Source organism: Vibrio toranzoniae (genome assembly GCF_024347655.1).
Lineage (GTDB): Bacteria > Pseudomonadota > Gammaproteobacteria > Enterobacterales > Vibrionaceae > Vibrio > Vibrio toranzoniae.
Map to the genome: position 1 here is coordinate 1,103,619 of NZ_AP025515.1, position 17,096 is coordinate 1,120,714.

A 17,096-nucleotide genomic window follows, 5' to 3' on the forward strand; every position below is an offset into this window, starting at 1 on the left:
TTACCACTTTTTGTTCTGGTTGTTAGGAGCACTTTTTTGTCGTGCTTGTAAAATCATTTGTGCTTTAAGAAGCTGGCTCGGGTCACGGGCGCTTTCTACTTGCTCAAGCTTTCGCATATCTGGGTCACTCGATAGCGGTTGCCCTGAAGTTTGTGCTACAGCTTGTTGAGCATCGTCTTCACCTTTTTCGCTTGAAGCTTGTTGTGTGCTCGCACTTTGAGGTTGTGATTCATCTTGCTCTTGATCTTCTGACTGCTCGGCTTTACTTAGCTGTTTAGACTGTGCTGTTTGCTCGCCTTCTTGTTCGCCTGCATTTGCATCCGGTTGGTCTTTGGCTTGTGCTTGGTTTGCACTTTCAGCTTGGTCATCTGTTGGGTTCTGGGAGTTTTTATTGTCTGCAGAACTTTGCTGTTGATCCGACGAGTCTTGCGAAGAATCATTTTGCTGACCTTGCTGACCTTGCTGACCTTGCTGACCTTGCTGACCTTGCTGACCTTGCTGACCTTGCTGACCTTGCTGACCTTGCTGACCTTGCTGACCTTGCTGACCTTGCTGATTCTGCTGGTCTTGGTCTTTTTGATCTTTGGATTCAGAATTGCCTTGCTGTTGCTGTTGCTGTTGCTGTTGGGCTTGTTTGACGATCTCTAGATTCTTCTTCGCATAAGTATGCTCAGGGTTGTTTTCTAGAATGTGTTGATACTCTTCTATCGCTTGATCGTACTTTCCTTGCTGCGCTTGTGCATTCGCTAGGTTGTAGCGAGCATCTTCGCCATTCAAACCTTGTAGTGTCTGCTCTGCAGCTTCGAAGTCTCCCGCTTTGTATTGTGCGATGCCTTTCCACTCTTGTTGTTGGAACTGCTCTGCAGCTTGTTGGAAGTCTTCATTTTGATAAAGCTGATAACCCACCTGATCGTCGGTTTTCCAAGGGTTCGCAAACGCAGTATTCGGTTGGCTGAACGACAAAACCACAGCTAATCCGCACCAAATAACCCCTTTCCTGAATAACCCAAGTGCGGGTAGTAATAGGAATGGTAGAAGCCAGAAGCCATTGTTGACTCTGGTGTTGAGTGAGTTATTGGTCTTGGTCACCTCAGAGGTTGTTGCAACTCGGTCGAGGTAACTCGCGATGTGTTCAACATCTGAGTTATCAAATTGAACCTCAGTGAACGTGCCACCATAACTGCGAGTCAGGTCGCGCATGTTCTCTAAGTGGGTTCTCGCGACCACGGTTTGCCCTGAGTCGGTTTGCAGCATTGAGCCTGTTGGCAAAGAGATGGGTGCGCCACTTTCAGTGCCTACCGCTAAAATAGATAGCGTCCAATTGCCATCAGATAGGAGCGAGTCGATCTCTTTCTTCTCTTGGTCATCTACGTCATCAGCAATCAATACCAAGTCACCTTGATATATCTTCGCGCGAGTTATCATCTCAATGGCAAGCTTTACCGCAGCAGGTGCGTTACTGCCTTGGTAAGGCATGATATCCGGGGAGAGATTCGGCACTTGGCTCTTGATGGTGTTGATGTCGGACGTTAGCGGGCTAATGGTGTAAGCATCGCCAGCGTACGCGACCATTCCAGTTAGACCCTCTTTCCATAATGAGAGCAGGTCAAGAGTCTTGTATCGCGCTTGAGTCAGGCGATTTGGTTTTATGTCGGTAGCGTATAAAGACATCGACATGTCCATCATCACAACTCGCGCCTGCGTTTTTTCGAAGCTCGGCTGTTCATTGTTTTGAAAGCTTGGTCCGGCTAGTGCAATAACACCGACTAACCACCAAATACCAAAGTAAGTGCTGCGATTTTTCGATGGCTTACTTGATTCTGGCGCCAAGTATCGAGCGATATGAGACGCCAATAACCCTTGCTTAGATTGCTTCTTGTTAAGCCACCAAATCGCGGGCAACGCGGCAAGCGCCAAGAACCAATATGGATAGATAAAAGTAAAGTTAGACATTGTTTCTCCTAATGGCTAACAGCATAAATGCGAGGAACATGGCGGCAGACAAAGGCCATACAAACCACTCTTGTTGTGGTCGCCAAACCTTGGTGGCATTTGTCACGGGTTCTAACTGGTTGATGGTGTCGTAAATGGTCGCCAGCTCTTTACTATCACGTGCTCGGAAATATTGACCGCCTGTGCGTTTAGCAATTTCCATTAGCGTGCGTTCATCTAAGTCTTGAGCAGTATTCACTTTACGAGTCATGAAGAACTCTTTAACCATCATTTCGCCTGCGCCAACACCGACGGTGTAAATAGTCGCGTTGTATTTCTTGGCAATATCCGCAGCTTCTAATGGGTCTAATACCCCAGCGGTATTGCTTCCGTCACTGAGTAGCACCATCACACGTTGCGGAGCATCACTATCAACAAAGGTCTTGGTCGCAAGGCCAATGCCATCGCCAATCGCAGTTTGATTACCGATTAGTCTCAGTACCGCTTGATTGAGTTGCTGTGACAGTGTGTCTCGGTCTAGAGTCAGCGGAGTTTGCAAATACGCATGGTCGGCAAAGAGCACCAACCCAACTCGGTCGCCTTTGCGGCGTTCAATAAAGTCACTCAACACATGTTTGACTGCTGATAAGCGGTCGATGTATTCACCATTGAACTGCATGTCCTCTTGGCTCATCGAGTAGGAGAGGTCGACAACCAACATCAAGTCACGGTGCTTCGGTTGAAATTCCACCGGTTTGCCATACCAAACGGGGCGTGCGAGTGCAGTCACCAAGAAAAGCCAGATAATGACGGACAACGCCTTTGGCAAGCGAGTGCTTGGCGTTTTGGTATTACTGTCCTCTGGCAGAAATGGAAGCTTAAGAGCGCTGTTTGATTCCGCCTTAGGTGAGAACAAGTAAACGAGAAACGGCAGTGGCGTGAGGAAAAACATCCACCACCACACGAATTCAATGTTGAGTAAGCTCGTGTTTAAAAGGTTATTCATAACGACCTCGCTTTGGAGGAAGAGCTTTACGAATCCAAGTCTCACAGTCATTAACTAATTGCTGTTGAACCTTACGTTGCTCGTCATTTATTGAAGTTGGATCTTGATAGAGCGACTGTTGCCACTGGGATTGTTTTTCTACAAACAACGGCTTTTTTAGTTGTGCGTCTAAGAACTTCAACCAATCATCACCCGCTAGGCTTGCTACTTTCTCACGTGGGAAATAGCTCAATGCTGCCTGACGAAGGATGTGTTGTGCTTCGCTCGGAGACAAGCGATTTGAAGGTTGACGATTGCCAAAATAAGACAGCGCTTCTTGCTTCGCCTGTTGACTGTTTTTTCTGCGTTTTAGAATAAAAAACACCAAGGCAATCAGGATAATGGCTGTGATAACTACGGCCCACCAACCCCACGCCAAAGGCCACCATGTTGGTGCGTCAGGCGCAATAACCGGGCTTAAATCTAAGAGTTGCTTCATGATTGGGCTCCCGATATCTGGCTCATCAGTGGCTGTGCACTCGACAGTGAGCTATAGGGTATCGCGAGAGATAACCCCATCTGTTGTAGCTGTTGCTGCTTGGTCGAGAAGGCATGGTTAAGCTTTTCCTTCTCTTTATTAGAGGAGAAGTTGAACCACTGTGTTTTACTGCCATCTGTGACTTGTTTCGAGCCTTTATAGGTCGTTTGACCTTGTTCTAGCGGGTCGTAAAAATGCACCAGACGTACTCGGTTGTGCCTTCGAATTTGACTGATAAGTGAGTAATCACTTTCTTGGTAACGTACAAAGTCACTGAGCATAATGATGTCACTCCCTTTCGGGCAAAGCTGGTGCAGAGATTTCAGTCCATGCTCTAAGGTCGTGTCACTATGATGGTCGTGATTAGTCAGTGCCGAATTATTGATTTCTATGACTTTTTGCAAAATACGCAGCGGAGCATGGTTGCTTGCACTGGGTTTAATCTCAATGATCTCTTTGCCCGTATCAATCACAGCACCAATTCGGTCTTTTTGCGCCACAGTTAACCAGCACAGTTGACTAGCAAAGTGCGCAAGTTGAACCGATTTCAGCAATAAGGTTGAGCCGAAAATCATGCTGCTTGATAGGTCCAAGAACAAAATGACAGGCTGCTCTCTTTCTTCAGAGAACAGTTTAGTATGTGCCTTGCCCGTTCTTGCTGTCACGCGCCAGTCAATGCTGCGAATGTCATCGCCCGCTTGGTACTGACGAACTTCAGAGAAATTCATCCCGCGCCCTTTGCGGTTGCTCTCGTGTTGGCCATTAAGTTGTGACCAGAGGCTTTTCGCCGGAGGCAACCATCGAACAGACTGCGCCTTGTATTGCAGCAGCTCATCCAGATTCAGCATCACACCGTCACTGTGGTTTGGTAGTTGATTATTCATGCGCGTACTCCTATGCGCTACCAACCAGTGAAATAAGGTGTGCGATCACTTGGTTTGCAGTGACACCTTCAGCTTGTGCATGGTAGCTACGAAGTAGGCGGTGACGCAGTACAGGGAATGCCATCGCTTGAACGTCTTGTGGAGTAACATAGTCGCGGCCAGCAAGCCAAGCATGTGCACGAGCACAGCGGTCTAGGGCAATCGTTGCACGCGGACTCACACCCATATCTAACCACTGGTCAAGTTGGTTACTGTATTGCTTAGGTTGGCGAGTCGCCATCACCAGTCTGATGATGTACTGCTCAATGGTATCTGCCATGTGAATATTGAGTACTTCTTGGCGTGCTTCAAAGATCGTTTGCTGAGATATCTCTTGTGGCTGAACCGATTCGTTGCCTTGAGCTTCGCCGCGGTTGAGTCGAAGGATCTCAAGTTCACTTTCCATATCTGGATATTCAACTTCAAGGTGCAGTAAGAAACGGTCTAGCTGGGCTTCTGGCAGTGGGTATGTGCCTTCTTGCTCAATCGGGTTTTGCGTTGCCATTACTAAGAACAGTTCAGGCAGAGCATAGGTTTTTCGACCTGCAGTGACTTGTTTTTCAGCCATTGCTTCCAGCATTGCCGCTTGTACTTTCGCCGGAGCACGGTTGATCTCATCCGCTAGAATAAGCGAGTTAAAAATCGGGCCAGATTGGAAAGTGAACTCTCCGGTCTCTGGTCGGAAGATATCGGTCCCCGTTAAGTCTGCAGGCAGTAGGTCAGGCGTAAACTGAATGCGGTGGAAATCTCCTTCAACACAATCTGCCAGTGATTTTACTGCGCGAGTTTTTGCTAAGCCGGGAGGTCCTTCAACAAGGATGTGACCATCCGCCAGCAGAGCGATCATCAGTTGTTTCACTAGTTCTTGTTGACCAATGATTTGAGACTCTAAATAGTTTTGAAGGACTTCGAAATTTGTTTTGTGCATTTTGGACTCTCTGGGTATCCATTTGACTTTTATTTTGAGTATTAGTCACTGATTTGTAGGAAAAAGTTCCAGTACATTTGCGGAATTTATTTTTCCAAAATTGGAGTGGTTTACGCGCGGTTAGCTAAAATACCGTTAGCAATGATTTTTATCATATCAATCACTTTTTATATACTAAAGCTCAAAAAAGTGCATCGTTGTGTGAGTTAGGTGAAATCTAAAGTTCAGATTAAAAATTCATAACAAAAATCATTATATTTGCCTTGGTTATCATGACTTAAGAATAAACGGAGCCAGTTGTTACATCGTATTTGCAAATTTTTGCGAGAATCCTCTCTAGTTTTATAGGCTCTGGCCGATACATTGCTCAGGTTGTGCATTGCTTGTTGGAGTGCACTCAACAAGTCCTGTTTTGGGTATACCAATAACGAGCGATTCTTTTAAAGGTCCAAATATGTTGAAAACTAACTCTCTGAGTATCAAACAAAAAGTTGTACTTGGAATTACCTTTGCGGTTCTTGCATCGACAGTGATTGTTGGTGCGATGGCTCAGCAACAAGCAAGAGATGTATTGAGTCATCGATTGATCGATATTGAGCTTCCTGGGATGCTGGAGCGAATCAATGGTGAAGTTGATCGCGAAGTCTCTCAGCTGTTGTTGGCGGCGGAACAAATTGCTTCAAATGAATTTGTTTCTGATGCTATCGAATCGACCGATCGCGATGCAGTATTAGAGAATAAGCTGGTTAAACAACTGAATAATGTTCGTAATCAATATCAGTTGAACGATGCCTCGGTAGCTAACCGCGAAACGGCTTACTACTGGAATCAAGATGGTTTTTTACGTCAACTTAATCAACAACAAGATGGCTGGTTCTTTGGCTTTACACAATCTGGTCAGAAGACAATGGTCAGTATGTTCCAAGAAGCCAATGGTGATGTGAAAATGTTCGCTAACTACCAACAGCCTTCAGGTTTGGCGATGTCTGGCTTATCAAAATCGATGGATGACATGGTTAGCCTACTTAACAGTTTTAAGATTGAAGATACAGGCTTTGTGTTTTTAACGGATAGTCAAGGTGACGTACAAATTCACCGCGAACGTTCTCGTAGTGATTCTTCACTTCAACAACTTTACGGTTCTCAATCAAGCCAATTATTGAACAAGTCGGGTTTCAACCTGATTACCACTGAAAGCCAAGGACAAGAGCTGTTCGTTGCGAGTTTATACGTGTCGTCAATGGACTGGTTTGTTGTTGGTGTAGTACCAACCGATGAAGTCTTTGCTGAGCTCGATGCTACCGCGCAAAAGATGCTGATCATGACGGCTATCGTTGCTTTAGTCTTTATCCTAATGGGCGTAGTGCTAGCAAACAGCATTACTCAACCGATTAAGCTGTTGGCTAAGCGTTTTGGTGACCTTGGCGAAGGTGATGGCGATCTTGCACAGCGTATTGAAGTGAAAGGCAATGATGAAATTGCACAGCTTTCTGCTGGCTTTAATGGATTCATTGAAAAAATCCATGAGTCGATGAAAGAGGTATGCTCAACCAGTCAAGCACTTCAAGTAGCGGCAGAGAGCGTTTCTAACAAAGCACATACCACTCATGATAATAGCCAAGAACAACGTGACCAAACGCTTCAAGTGGTTGCTGCCATTAACCAAATGGGCATGACCATCAGTGAGATTGCATCAAATGCAGCAACAGCAGCAGAAACAGCCACGCAAGCTTCGGGCAATACTGAAGTGGGTCGTTCTGTTGTGAACAAAGCAAAAGACGCGATTAGCCGATTAGCTCAAGACATTGAAAGTACAGGTCAAGTGGTTGAGCAGCTTGCTTCAACAACGCAAGACATTGGCTCTATTCTGGGTGTTATCCGTGATATTTCAGAGCAAACTAACTTACTTGCACTGAACGCAGCGATTGAAGCAGCCCGTGCGGGTGAACAAGGTCGCGGTTTTGCCGTGGTAGCAGATGAAGTACGAAACCTAGCAAGCCGTACTGCAGATTCAACGGAAGAGATTCAGAAGATGATCAACCAACTGCAAAGCGATGCGAAAGATGCGGTAACTGCAATGAGTGCAGGTAAGGTTATTACGCTTGAAGGTGTATCAGCATCGGATGAAGCGGTAGATGTACTGAGTGGTATCTCAGACCGTATCGTTGATATTACCGACCGCAACACGCAAGTTGCTACGGCAACGGAAGAGCAATCGACTGTGGTTCACACCATCAACCAGAACATTGAAGAGATCAATGCGATCAACGAAGTGACGACCGGCACTGCTGAGCAACTTGCTGAAGCGAGCCAAGAGCTTCGCGACCTTTCTTCTCGTCTAGATAAGATGGTTGGTTCATTCAAGCTTTAATACCTTTAAGTTTTCATACTGTAGGTCATAGCATGGCTTAGATAGTTACATAGACGAAGAGCTGGATTCATTTAATCGTGAATCCAGCTCTTTTTATTTTGTGGTTTTGTTTTCTTCTAACTGACCTTAGCTTGATCTGGTTTCGGGCTTTAAACTCCATCACCCTAGCATCACAGTGCGTAAATGAGTAAAATCTGATTAGGTTTAATATTTAGGTAAGTATCATGAGCGATTTTGAAAAAGAACTAGAGCAGATGACTCAAGAGATGGGCGATGAGCCAGAGGTAAAACTGCCATCACTTGAAGAGCAAAAAGCGATCGTTGCTGAATTTAAGCGACTAGAAGCGGAAGGCAAGCTAACACCTGAAGTGTTAGAAAAGCATTTTGGCCAGTTCAATAAAAAAAATGATACGCCAATCCACTAAGCTTAAAACAAGCTATAGTGCTTAAAGTACCTGGTTGTGTTGAAGCTCAAATTAAATAGATAAAGGTCTAGTACATGCTAGACCTTTTTTATTGCCGTTATCAAAAACCGCCTATTCAATGAAAGAGAAACGAGTTTTAGAAAATGAAAAAATCCCCCTTATGTAGTAAGAGGGATTTGATATGGGCAAGTTATATCTTAAAAGGCGAACTGGTTAATCTGTACCGTACTCTTTGTACAAACGACGACATCCGCGGCCATCGCTGTGGAACAGGTGACAACGGTGCGCTGGAATACCAATCGCCAACTTGTCACCTGATTCGATTGTTAACGTGTCTGGCTGGCGATAGATAACGTCAGCATCGGCACTTTCAAGGTTTAGGTAAACCTGAGTTTCGTTACCCAGCTTCTCAACCATCATCACTTCAGCTTCAATTGTCGCGTCACCTGATTCAGCAGACATCAAGTGCTCAGGACGAACACCCATAGACATACGGTCACCAGCATTAACGGTTGTACCATCAACAGGGATCCAGAAAGTCATGCCGTTTGAAAGCTGTATCAATACGCGTTCTGCTTCAGCCTGTTCAATGTGTACAGACATAAAGTTCATCTTCGGCGAACCAATAAAGCCAGCAACGAAACGGTTTTGAGGGTAGTGGTATAGGTCAAGTGGTTTACCAACTTGAGATACGGAACCACCGTCAAGAACAACGATCTTATCGGCCATTGTCATCGCTTCGACTTGGTCGTGGGTCACGTAAATCATGGTACAACCAAGTTGACGTTGCAGCTTAGTGATTTGCGAACGCATTTGAACACGTAGTGCAGCATCTAGGTTCGATAGAGGCTCATCAAGTAGGAATACGTTTGGTTGAGAAACCAAAGTGCGACCAATCGCAACACGTTGACGCTGACCTCCAGAAAGTGCTTTAGGTTGGCGCTCTAGTAAGTGACCAAGCTGAAGAATCTCAGCAGCATGTTCAACACGCTTATCAATTTCAGCTTTGTTAGCGTTTGCTAACTTCAGGCCAAAAGACATGTTGTCGTAAAGGTTTAGGTGAGGGTAGAGCGCGTAAGACTGAAATACCATACCTACGCCACGTTTGGAAGGTTCAACGTCATTCATGCGTTGGTCACCAATGTACAAATCACCAGACGTAATGTCCTCTAGACCTGCGATACATCGTAATAGCGTCGATTTACCACAACCTGATGGCCCCACGAATACTACGAACTCACCTTCGTTGATGTCTAAGGTTACGTCCTTAGAAATCTGTACATCCCCATATGATTTATAAACGTTTTTTAACGTGACATTCGCCATCTAGCTAGTCCTCGATCGATCAAATTTTAAGTTTTACTGCTTATCATTATAAGAAATTTTTGGGTCAGCAGTAACTGTAGGAATTGGTAAGTCTTGAGTGAGTAAGAAAAAAGTGGGTGAGACTTGGATTCTGTAACCAAGCCCACCCGTCATAGCCAAACTGGTGCCTATTTCCCCCACATCCAGCTAAATCTCCCCCGTGATTCAATCACAGATTTAGCTCGATGCTTAATAAAGACAACAGCGGGCAGTGAAGCCAACTAAATGAACAATGCTTAAACGCACAACATCTGCTGGTAAAGGGTTCTTACTATCCACTCTTGGATGAATGCAGTTTCGGTTAATTGGTGCAATCGTACATCCTCCCAATGAAAATTTAACGAGGGGGAGTAGGAGGGGAGGAGTAGATAAATAAGGTTATTGATAATAGGCGATCCAGTTCAAATAAATCCACGGCATAACGGTGACTCTGATCACGATGAGTATGCATTTTGTGATTTTAGTCTCTAATCCGACCGGATGATGATCACGAAATTAAGCCATAATAGCTAGGGCGTAGTGGCTAGGATGATGAGTTAAAGTCTATTTTCTCAGATCATAAGCGCTGAAAACTGGCTCGTCTTGGTTGATGTGCCCTACGTATAAATATAAAAAGGATATTCACATGAAAAACGCTCTAAGCGCTGTAGCTCTAGGTACATTAGTTGCTCTGGGTTCTTTTGGTGCAAATGCTGCTATCGAGGAAGGACAACTAACAATCTGGGTAGGTGGTGACAAAGCTTATGAAGGCATGGCTGAAGTAGGTAAACGTTTCGAAGAAGATACTGGTGTTAAAGTAACAGTGGCTTTCCCTGACAAACTAGAAGAGAAATTCTCTCAAGTTGCAGCGGCTGGTGATGGCCCAGACGTGATCTTCTACGCACATGACCGTTTTGGCGGCTATGCAGAAGCAGGTCTTCTTGTTGATATCAAACCTTCTAAAGAAACGAAAGAAGGTATCGTAGATTTCGCATGGGACGCTGTTTCATACGAAGGTAAAACAATCGCATACCCTGTGGCGGTTGAGTCAGTTTCTCTAATTTACAACAAAGCGCTTGTTCCTAACCCACCTAAGTCTTGGGAAGAAATCCCAGCACTTGATGCTGAGCTTCAAAAAGATGGCAAAAAAGCGATCATGTGGCCTCTACGTGGCGGCGCTTACTTCACATGGCCTCTACTTGCAGCTGATGGCGGTTACGCATTCAAACAGACTGCAGAAGGTTACGACATTAAAGATGCGGGCGTAGCGACTGACGGTGTTCAGAAGTCTCTAGGTTTCATCGAGAAGATGGTACAAGACAAAGTTATCTCTGCAGACATGGATTACTCAGTTGCTGAGTCTGAATTTGTTGCGGGTAATGTTGCAATGACAATCAACGGCCCTTGGGGTTGGGAAAACATCAAGAAAGCTGGCGTAGATTACGGCGTAACAACTTTACCTAAGTTCAACGGTAAAGCGTCTAAACCTTTCGTTGGTGTTTGGGCGGGTGGTATCAGCACTGCGTCTCCAAACCGCGACCTAGCGGTTGAGTTCATGGAAAACTACCTACTCACTGATGAAGGTATGAAGAGCCTGAACGACGACAAGCCACTAGGCGCTGTTGCTCTTAACTCTTTCCAACGTCAATTAGACAGCGACACTCGTATTGCAGCAACAATGGACAACGCGATGAACGGTGAAATCATGCCTAACATCCCTCAGTTCACAACGTTCTGGTACAGCATGGAAGAAGCGATCGGCAACGTAGTTGACGGCCGTCAATCAGTAGACCAAGCACTGAAAGCTGCTGAAGGTCGTATGACTAAGTAATAACCAAGCACTACCTTTTAAGGAGAGGGTAACCTCTCCTTACTTTTCTATTTTTTATCTATATCGCTAGCAGGTTCCTCTATGCAGTCAGTTCAAGGTACAGATGCTATTCCAGCACCATCAAGCCTTCCAGGCAGTAAAAGCGTCTTCATCAAATGGGGGTTGCTTGGTAGCGTTGGCTTAATTAACGGCTACGCTACAATTCTAATGTATTCTCGTGGTGAGCTCGCTTTTGCGTTGCTTACTGTGATCTTAACGGCTTTGGCACTTTACATTTTTGGCAGTAAAAAAACTTACGCCCACCGTTATATTTATCCAGGTATCGCCGGAATGATCCTGTTCATTCTTTTCCCATTGGCATACACAGTCGGGCTTGCATTTACCAATTACAGCGCAAAAAACCAGCTTTCTTTAGAGCGTACTCAAACCGTTCTTTTAGATCGCTCATTCCAAAGTGGTGAGAGCTACCCATTTACTTTGTACAAGACTGATGACGGTCATCAGATCGTGGTTAAAGATGGCGATCAGCTGTTAGCGACTGACGTATTTTCTCTAGACAATATGACAGCGACAGAGATGGACCTGTCTATCATCGAGTCTGTGCAAGGTGAAAAAGAGAAGATCAAAGCGATCATCCAAAACCGAGCAGCGATCAGTGGTGTTGATTTCAATCTACCAAACGGTGATGACATCCGCATGAGCGGCTTACGTAAGTTTGCTTCTGTTGCTCCGCTCTATACGCTACAAGACGATCAAAAAACGTTAATCAACAATGAGACGGGTGAAGTTCTCAAGCCAAATATGGATGTGGGTTTCTACCAGCCTGTTGATGCAAACGGTGAGTTTACAGGTAATACCATCTCTCCAGGTTTTGTAGTTAGCATTGGTACGCATAACTTTGAACGTGTGTGGAAAGATGATGGCATCAAAGAACCTTTCATCAGCATCTTTATTTGGACGGTTATCTTCTCGGTATGTACCGTAGCGTTCACGCTTGTTATCGGCCTTGTGCTGGCAAACATCGTGCAATGGGAAGAGCTGAAAGGTCGTTCTATCTATCGTGTTTTACTGATTTTGCCTTACGCCGTTCCCGCGTTCATCTCGATTCTTATCTTTAAAGGTCTATTCAACCAAAGCTTTGGTGAGATCAACATGGTGCTAGAGAACATCTTCGGCTTAAGCCCGAACTGGTTCTCTGACCCGATTCTTGCGAAAACCATGGTGTTGATTGTTAACACATGGCTAGGTTTTCCTTACATGATGATTCTATGTATGGGTCTGTTGAAAGCGATTCCTGATGATCTATATGAAGCGTCAGCGATTGATGGTGCGAACTTTCTTGATAACTTCAAGCGCATTACGTTCCCATTGATGATTAAGCCGCTAACACCGCTATTGATTGCAGCGTTTGCGTTTAACTTCAACAACTTTGTAATGATTCAACTATTGACCAATGGTGGACCGAACATGATTGGCACTTCTGAGCCTGCGGGTTACACAGACTTGCTTGTAAGCTACACGTACCGTATTGCATTCGAAGGTGGCGGCGGTCAAGACTTTGGTCTAGCAAGTGCAATCGCAACGCTTATCTTCCTATTGGTTGGTGCACTAGCGTTACTCAACCTTCGTTTCACTAAACTGTCTCAAGATTAAGGAGCACGACAATGGCTATGGTACAAGGTAAAGGCCTTAAATACCGAGTGTGGGCAACGCATGCTGTGTTGTGGTGCTTCTTGGCAATGATTATCTTCCCATTATTGATGATCATCGCGATCTCATTCCGTGAAGGTAATTTCGCAACCGGTAGTTTGATTCCAGATAACCCATCATTGGAGCACTGGAAATTGGCTCTGGGTATGTCAGTGACGAACGCAGATGGTTCGGTAACAGCGCCGCCATTCCCAGTACTTACTTGGTTATGGAACTCCATAAAAGTGGCGGGTGTTACATCGATTCTAATTGTGGCACTGTCAACGACATCGGCTTACGCATTTGCTCGTATGCGCTTCAAGGGTAAAGAAACTATCCTGAAAGCGATGATGATTTTCCAAATGTTCCCAGCGGTACTAGCTCTAGTCGCTATCTACGCGTTGTTCGACAAACTTGGTCAATACATCCCGTTCTTAGGCTTGAACACGCATGGTGGTCTGATCTTCTCTTACCTAGGCGGTATCGCACTGCACGTTTGGACGATTAAAGGCTACTTTGAGACGATTGATAATTCGTTGGAAGAAGCTGCAGCACTGGATGGTGCAACGCCTTGGCAAGCATTCAGACTGGTTCTACTGCCATTGTCTGTGCCAATCCTAGCGGTTGTGTTTATCCTGTCGTTCATTGCAACAGTAGGTGAAGTACCAGTAGCGTCTATCCTGCTTACAGATGTGAACTCTTACACGCTAGCAGTAGGTATGCAGCAATACCTATATCCTCAGAACTACCTATGGGGTGACTTTGCGGCAGCCGCTGTACTGTCAGCACTTCCGATTACTATCGTGTTTTTACTTGCTCAACGTTGGTTAGTGGGCGGTTTGACGGCTGGTGGTGTAAAAGGATAAGCTGTAGCCTATAAGAAAGAAAAAGAGCGACCACTAGGTCGCTCTATATTGGCATTTTTATTACACCATTTGGTTTGGCCGCCGATCAGTAATAAAAATAACCCTCAGGTTACGCATAGCTGGCTGCTAATCAGGTTCCTTACGCTATTAATGATTAGTGGTTTTTGTAACTCTAACCCAGGTACTTACTTGGGTTTTTTTATGCCTAGATTTTAGTTTATTTATTATAAGAATCTCACTTCCGAACAACACTTCAGCTAAATCAACATGCGACGTAAAGCGTAAATATTGAGTATTCATACTTACATTACACTTTGATTCGTGATCTTGACGTACTAGCCAAAAGCTAAGAATCCTTATTGTTAGCAATTTGGGTATGAATAGTTGTGTCTGATTGTGTTGATATGTAGAAAAAAGATGGCAAACAATTACATGTTTTAATGGTGTCTGATTGATTAAAATTATCCTGTTTCGAAACTCAGTGAAAGGGATTGCATTGGTTGCTATAGGATATGGAAAAATAATAAATAATATTTTTAGATAGGCAGTTAAATACAATGTTAAGAAAAACCATAATCACAACAACTCTCCTTATGTTAACTTCTGCAGCATACGCAAACCCATATATTGGAGCGTCTGTTGGTCAAGCCAATTTTGATAGTACGAACCTTTCTGTAGATTCAACACACGGCTCTACCAAAATGCCATTAAAGTTAGATGATGATTCTAGTTTAGCGGGCAAAATCTACGGTGGGTATCAGTTCAACCGTTACATTGCTTTGGAAGGTTCAATTGGAGGTTATGATGCCCTAGACGGTGGTTCAGTGACTGTTGGTGACATGAAGTTTGCAGCGATTCAACCTAAAATCATTTTACCAGTTAATGACCGCTTTAATCTTTTTGCTAAAGCAGGAGTAGCTTATTTTAATGCAGAATTTAAAGTAAGTAACTCTTTCGTAGGTGCAACCGGCCATTCAACATTTTCTGATACAACAATGACGGGGATGTATGGTTTAGGGGCTGATTTTTCGTTGACAGAGAACCTTCGAATTGAAGCTACATGGGACTACATGAAACCTGATCTAGAAGTGGCTAAGTTGCTTGGAACTTCTGCTTCTGTTGACGCTGAGATTAGTGTTTTCTCTCTTGGAATGAATTACCACTTCTAATCTCTAATCTCTAATCTCTAGAATATAGGGAGCTAGTAATATGTAGCTCCCTTTGCTATGTTTCTGTTGATAGGAGTATCATTGGAATTGTTTTGTGAATGATGTAAACCTTAGACATTTAGATCAGCTACTTAAGCATTTTGAGGTTCACTTATCCCATTCGGTAGGCTTAGGCGAATTAGAGATTGCGTTATGTACTTCCAAACGCAATGTATCAATTGTTATGAAAAAGCTGTCCGAACAAGGTTGGATAGAATGGACTCCTGCAGTAGGTAGGAGTAATCCTAGCAAACTTACAATTAAAAGATCTTTGCAACAAGCAATTACCGAATTATTGATTAGCGAATTGAATAAAGGCAGTTTTAAATTAGTTTCCCGCCTTGTCGATCTATATGGTTCGACAGCCGTCCGAGCCCTTACTTTGGCGACCGAACACCTCAACCAAGAAAACGAATCAAGTAATGCTGTATTGATAGCTGCCTATCCGTGGGTAAACACTATTGATCCAATCAAAACTTTTCGTCATGCAGAACTGCATATCGCAAAAAGTGTATATGATGTTTTGCTGGTTCAGAGTCCAGATGGTGACTTAATGCCTTCCCTAGCCCACGATTGGGTAATGGAAGACAAAATAATGACTCTTTGGCTGCGTCCCGGTGTTTACCGACATGATGGTGAGCTTTTGCAAGTTAAAGATGTGGTTTGGAGTATTAGGCGTTTAATTGAGGGTGATGGACCTATAAAAGACTTATGGCAATGCGCTGAACGTGTAGATGCAGTCGCACCTAACTGTTTAGTTATTACTCTAAAGTATGCTAACAAGTTTTTTCCTTATATGTTAGCTATGTCTAACGCATCTATTGTGTGTCGAGATATACAAAACTTTGACGGTCAATACAGTTATCATATTGGGACTGGGCCGTTCAAGATTGAACGCTGGTGCCAAGACAGTATTCAGCTGCAAGCACATAAAGATTACTTCTCTACTCGAGCTTTGTTAGAACGAGTCACTTTGTCGTATGCCGATGTAGATATGCAACATATGATCAGTTTCAATTGCCCATCGGATCAAGTTGAAATTCAAAGTATTAGCTCTCTATTTTACCTAACTTATCGCGAAAGGCTTGGTTCGAGCATCTCTCGTGAGACGTGGTGTGAGCTAGCTGATTATATCCATCAGCAAAAACAGCTATATGATCCTATTAATGCGGTCGAAAGCTTGGCATTTGAACCTTGTAAAGCTAAGCCTGAGATAATCGCTTGCCCAAGTTTGAGAGGGAAGATCGTCTTAGCTGAACCCAGATGGACAATTCCATATTTAATTCGTAATTCTCAATGGCTACATGATGTTATCCGTTCAACAGGACTCGAGTTGGAAGTTATTATCGTCGATAACATAAGTCACCCTCATTTAGTGTCTGAGTTAGCGGATATTCTCCTTATTGAAGATGTAATAGAGGCTCCAATCGATTACGGAACTTACGAATGGTTAAGTGTGTCAACGGGATTACGGTTTAGTTTTGACCGTTTTCAAATGGATGAGCATCAAGCTAGGATAAAGCGAGCGATAAGTAGCGAATTAGCATCTAATGAGCTGTTGGAGATAGAAAGGAGTTTACGTTTAAGTTATACCTATCTGCCTTTATTTTGTGGTTATGAGGAAACGTCCAAAACTCAACAAGTCAGAGGAGTTCAAGTTAGAAATACAGGTTATAGCGATTTTTATCGACTTTGGATAGCCCAGTAATTTTTAATATTAGAATTCTCGACTCGAAGGCGCGCAACCCAAATGCTGCAACAACACATAAATGCTTTCTTGATCGAGTGCAACGCGACGAAATAAATCCGCAAAAGTTGGGTCACCGCCGAAACAAGTCTGGATATAGTGGTTAATCTCATTGTTGTCGTAGCCTTCGACGTACAACGTTCTAACCCATTGATACTCAACAGCCTTCAAATTGTTCAGTGTAGCTTCGCTAAGAGTAGGGGGTGTCACGCTCAAGTTTGGCTCCGGGGAAATAAAATACAATCTATTATGAGTGGTGGTATTTAATCAGAGCAAAATGACGACTTTATTACAGTCAAAATAAATCAG

The 17,096-nt window shown here is 44.0% G+C and carries 14 protein-coding genes; 7 read left to right on the forward strand and 7 right to left on the reverse strand.

Translation table 11 applies throughout. The features are described from left to right. From OCU50_RS19250 to OCU50_RS19270, 5 genes are read right to left on the reverse strand one after another with little or no spacing between them, the layout of a single operon-like run. Positions 1-1,953: a vWA domain-containing protein gene (locus OCU50_RS19250; protein WP_261809202.1), complete on the reverse strand. Its 1,953-nt coding sequence runs from the start codon at positions 1,951-1,953 to the stop codon at positions 1-3. After that, positions 1,946-2,938 (reverse strand): vWA domain-containing protein, encoded by a 993-nt coding sequence (locus tag OCU50_RS19255; RefSeq protein WP_060469291.1) that lies wholly within the window; start codon positions 2,936-2,938, stop codon positions 1,946-1,948. The genes OCU50_RS19250 and OCU50_RS19255 overlap by 8 nt, the downstream gene beginning before the upstream one ends. Beyond that, positions 2,931-3,416, reverse strand: a complete 486-nt coding sequence (locus OCU50_RS19260) for a DUF4381 domain-containing protein (protein WP_060469292.1) — start codon at positions 3,414-3,416, stop codon at positions 2,931-2,933. Before OCU50_RS19260 ends, OCU50_RS19255 begins: the two co-directional genes overlap by 8 nt. Beyond that, entirely contained in the window at positions 3,413-4,339 is a 927-nt protein-coding gene (locus OCU50_RS19265) for a DUF58 domain-containing protein (protein ID WP_060469293.1), read from the reverse strand. Before OCU50_RS19265 ends, OCU50_RS19260 begins: the two co-directional genes overlap by 4 nt. A gap of 10 nt (positions 4,340-4,349) precedes the next feature. Next, on the reverse strand, positions 4,350-5,306 hold the full coding sequence (locus tag OCU50_RS19270) for an AAA family ATPase (protein ID WP_060469294.1): 957 nt from the start codon (positions 5,304-5,306) through the stop codon (positions 4,350-4,352). Positions 5,307-5,760: 454 nt separating this feature from the next. On the opposite strand from OCU50_RS19270, the gene OCU50_RS19275 reads away from it, so the two are divergent. Together OCU50_RS19275 and OCU50_RS19280 are read left to right on the forward strand one after the other, a co-directional pair. After that, positions 5,761-7,677, forward strand: a complete 1,917-nt coding sequence (locus OCU50_RS19275) for a methyl-accepting chemotaxis protein (protein ID WP_060469295.1) — start codon at positions 5,761-5,763, stop codon at positions 7,675-7,677. A gap of 224 nt (positions 7,678-7,901) precedes the next feature. Then, positions 7,902-8,102 (forward strand): restriction endonuclease subunit S domain-containing protein, encoded by a 201-nt coding sequence (locus OCU50_RS19280; protein ID WP_060469296.1) that lies wholly within the window; start codon positions 7,902-7,904, stop codon positions 8,100-8,102. 213 nt (positions 8,103-8,315) lie between these two features. On the opposite strand, the gene malK is transcribed toward OCU50_RS19280, so the two are convergent. Further along, entirely contained in the window at positions 8,316-9,428 is a 1,113-nt protein-coding gene (gene malK, locus OCU50_RS19285) for a maltose/maltodextrin ABC transporter ATP-binding protein MalK (RefSeq protein WP_060469297.1), read from the reverse strand. 664 nt (positions 9,429-10,092) lie between these two features. Between malK and malE the strand changes: the two genes are divergently transcribed. The 5 genes from malE to OCU50_RS19310 all read left to right on the forward strand — a co-directional run bounded on the left by malE (position 10,093) and on the right by OCU50_RS19310 (position 16,748). After that, the gene (gene malE / locus OCU50_RS19290; protein WP_060469298.1) at positions 10,093-11,277 is read left to right on the forward strand and encodes a maltose/maltodextrin ABC transporter substrate-binding protein MalE; all 1,185 of its coding nucleotides are present in this window, start codon (positions 10,093-10,095) and stop codon (positions 11,275-11,277) included. An 81-nt stretch (positions 11,278-11,358) separates the two neighbouring features. Continuing rightward, complete coding sequence (malF, locus tag OCU50_RS19295; protein ID WP_060469299.1) at positions 11,359-12,930, forward strand: maltose ABC transporter permease MalF; 1,572 nt, start codon at positions 11,359-11,361, stop codon at positions 12,928-12,930. 11 nt (positions 12,931-12,941) lie between these two features. Next, positions 12,942-13,832, forward strand: a complete 891-nt coding sequence (gene malG, locus OCU50_RS19300) for a maltose ABC transporter permease MalG (protein ID WP_050632832.1) — start codon at positions 12,942-12,944, stop codon at positions 13,830-13,832. A gap of 557 nt (positions 13,833-14,389) precedes the next feature. Then, the gene (locus OCU50_RS19305) at positions 14,390-15,001 is read left to right on the forward strand and encodes an outer membrane beta-barrel protein (protein WP_060469300.1); all 612 of its coding nucleotides are present in this window, start codon (positions 14,390-14,392) and stop codon (positions 14,999-15,001) included. 94 nt (positions 15,002-15,095) lie between these two features. Next, positions 15,096-16,748, forward strand: a complete 1,653-nt coding sequence (locus OCU50_RS19310; RefSeq protein ID WP_060469301.1) for an ABC transporter substrate-binding protein — start codon at positions 15,096-15,098, stop codon at positions 16,746-16,748. Positions 16,749-16,757: 9 nt separating this feature from the next. Here the strand turns inward: OCU50_RS19310 and OCU50_RS19315 are convergent, their stop codons facing one another. Next, positions 16,758-17,003: a hypothetical protein gene (locus OCU50_RS19315; protein WP_060469302.1), complete on the reverse strand. Its 246-nt coding sequence runs from the start codon at positions 17,001-17,003 to the stop codon at positions 16,758-16,760. Positions 17,004-17,096 lie beyond the last annotated feature (93 nt).

Excerpts from the sequence above, each read along its gene's own strand:
- OCU50_RS19250 (WP_261809202.1), bottom strand. The coding sequence starts at position 1,953 with ATGTCTAACTTTACTTTTATCTATCCATATTGGTTCTTGGCGCTTGCC.
- OCU50_RS19255 (WP_060469291.1), bottom strand. The coding sequence starts at position 2,938 with ATGAATAACCTTTTAAACACGAGCTTACTCAACATTGAATTCGTGTGG.
- OCU50_RS19260 (WP_060469292.1), bottom strand. The coding sequence starts at position 3,416 with ATGAAGCAACTCTTAGATTTAAGCCCGGTTATTGCGCCTGACGCACCA.
- OCU50_RS19265 (WP_060469293.1), bottom strand. The coding sequence starts at position 4,339 with ATGAATAATCAACTACCAAACCACAGTGACGGTGTGATGCTGAATCTG.
- OCU50_RS19270 (WP_060469294.1), bottom strand. The coding sequence starts at position 5,306 with ATGCACAAAACAAATTTCGAAGTCCTTCAAAACTATTTAGAGTCTCAA.
- OCU50_RS19275 (WP_060469295.1), top strand. The coding sequence starts at position 5,761 with ATGTTGAAAACTAACTCTCTGAGTATCAAACAAAAAGTTGTACTTGGA.
- OCU50_RS19280 (WP_060469296.1), top strand. The coding sequence starts at position 7,902 with ATGAGCGATTTTGAAAAAGAACTAGAGCAGATGACTCAAGAGATGGGC.
- malK (WP_060469297.1), bottom strand. The coding sequence starts at position 9,428 with ATGGCGAATGTCACGTTAAAAAACGTTTATAAATCATATGGGGATGTA.
- malE (WP_060469298.1), top strand. The coding sequence starts at position 10,093 with ATGAAAAACGCTCTAAGCGCTGTAGCTCTAGGTACATTAGTTGCTCTG.
- malF (WP_060469299.1), top strand. The coding sequence starts at position 11,359 with ATGCAGTCAGTTCAAGGTACAGATGCTATTCCAGCACCATCAAGCCTT.
- malG (WP_050632832.1), top strand. The coding sequence starts at position 12,942 with ATGGCTATGGTACAAGGTAAAGGCCTTAAATACCGAGTGTGGGCAACG.
- OCU50_RS19305 (WP_060469300.1), top strand. The coding sequence starts at position 14,390 with ATGTTAAGAAAAACCATAATCACAACAACTCTCCTTATGTTAACTTCT.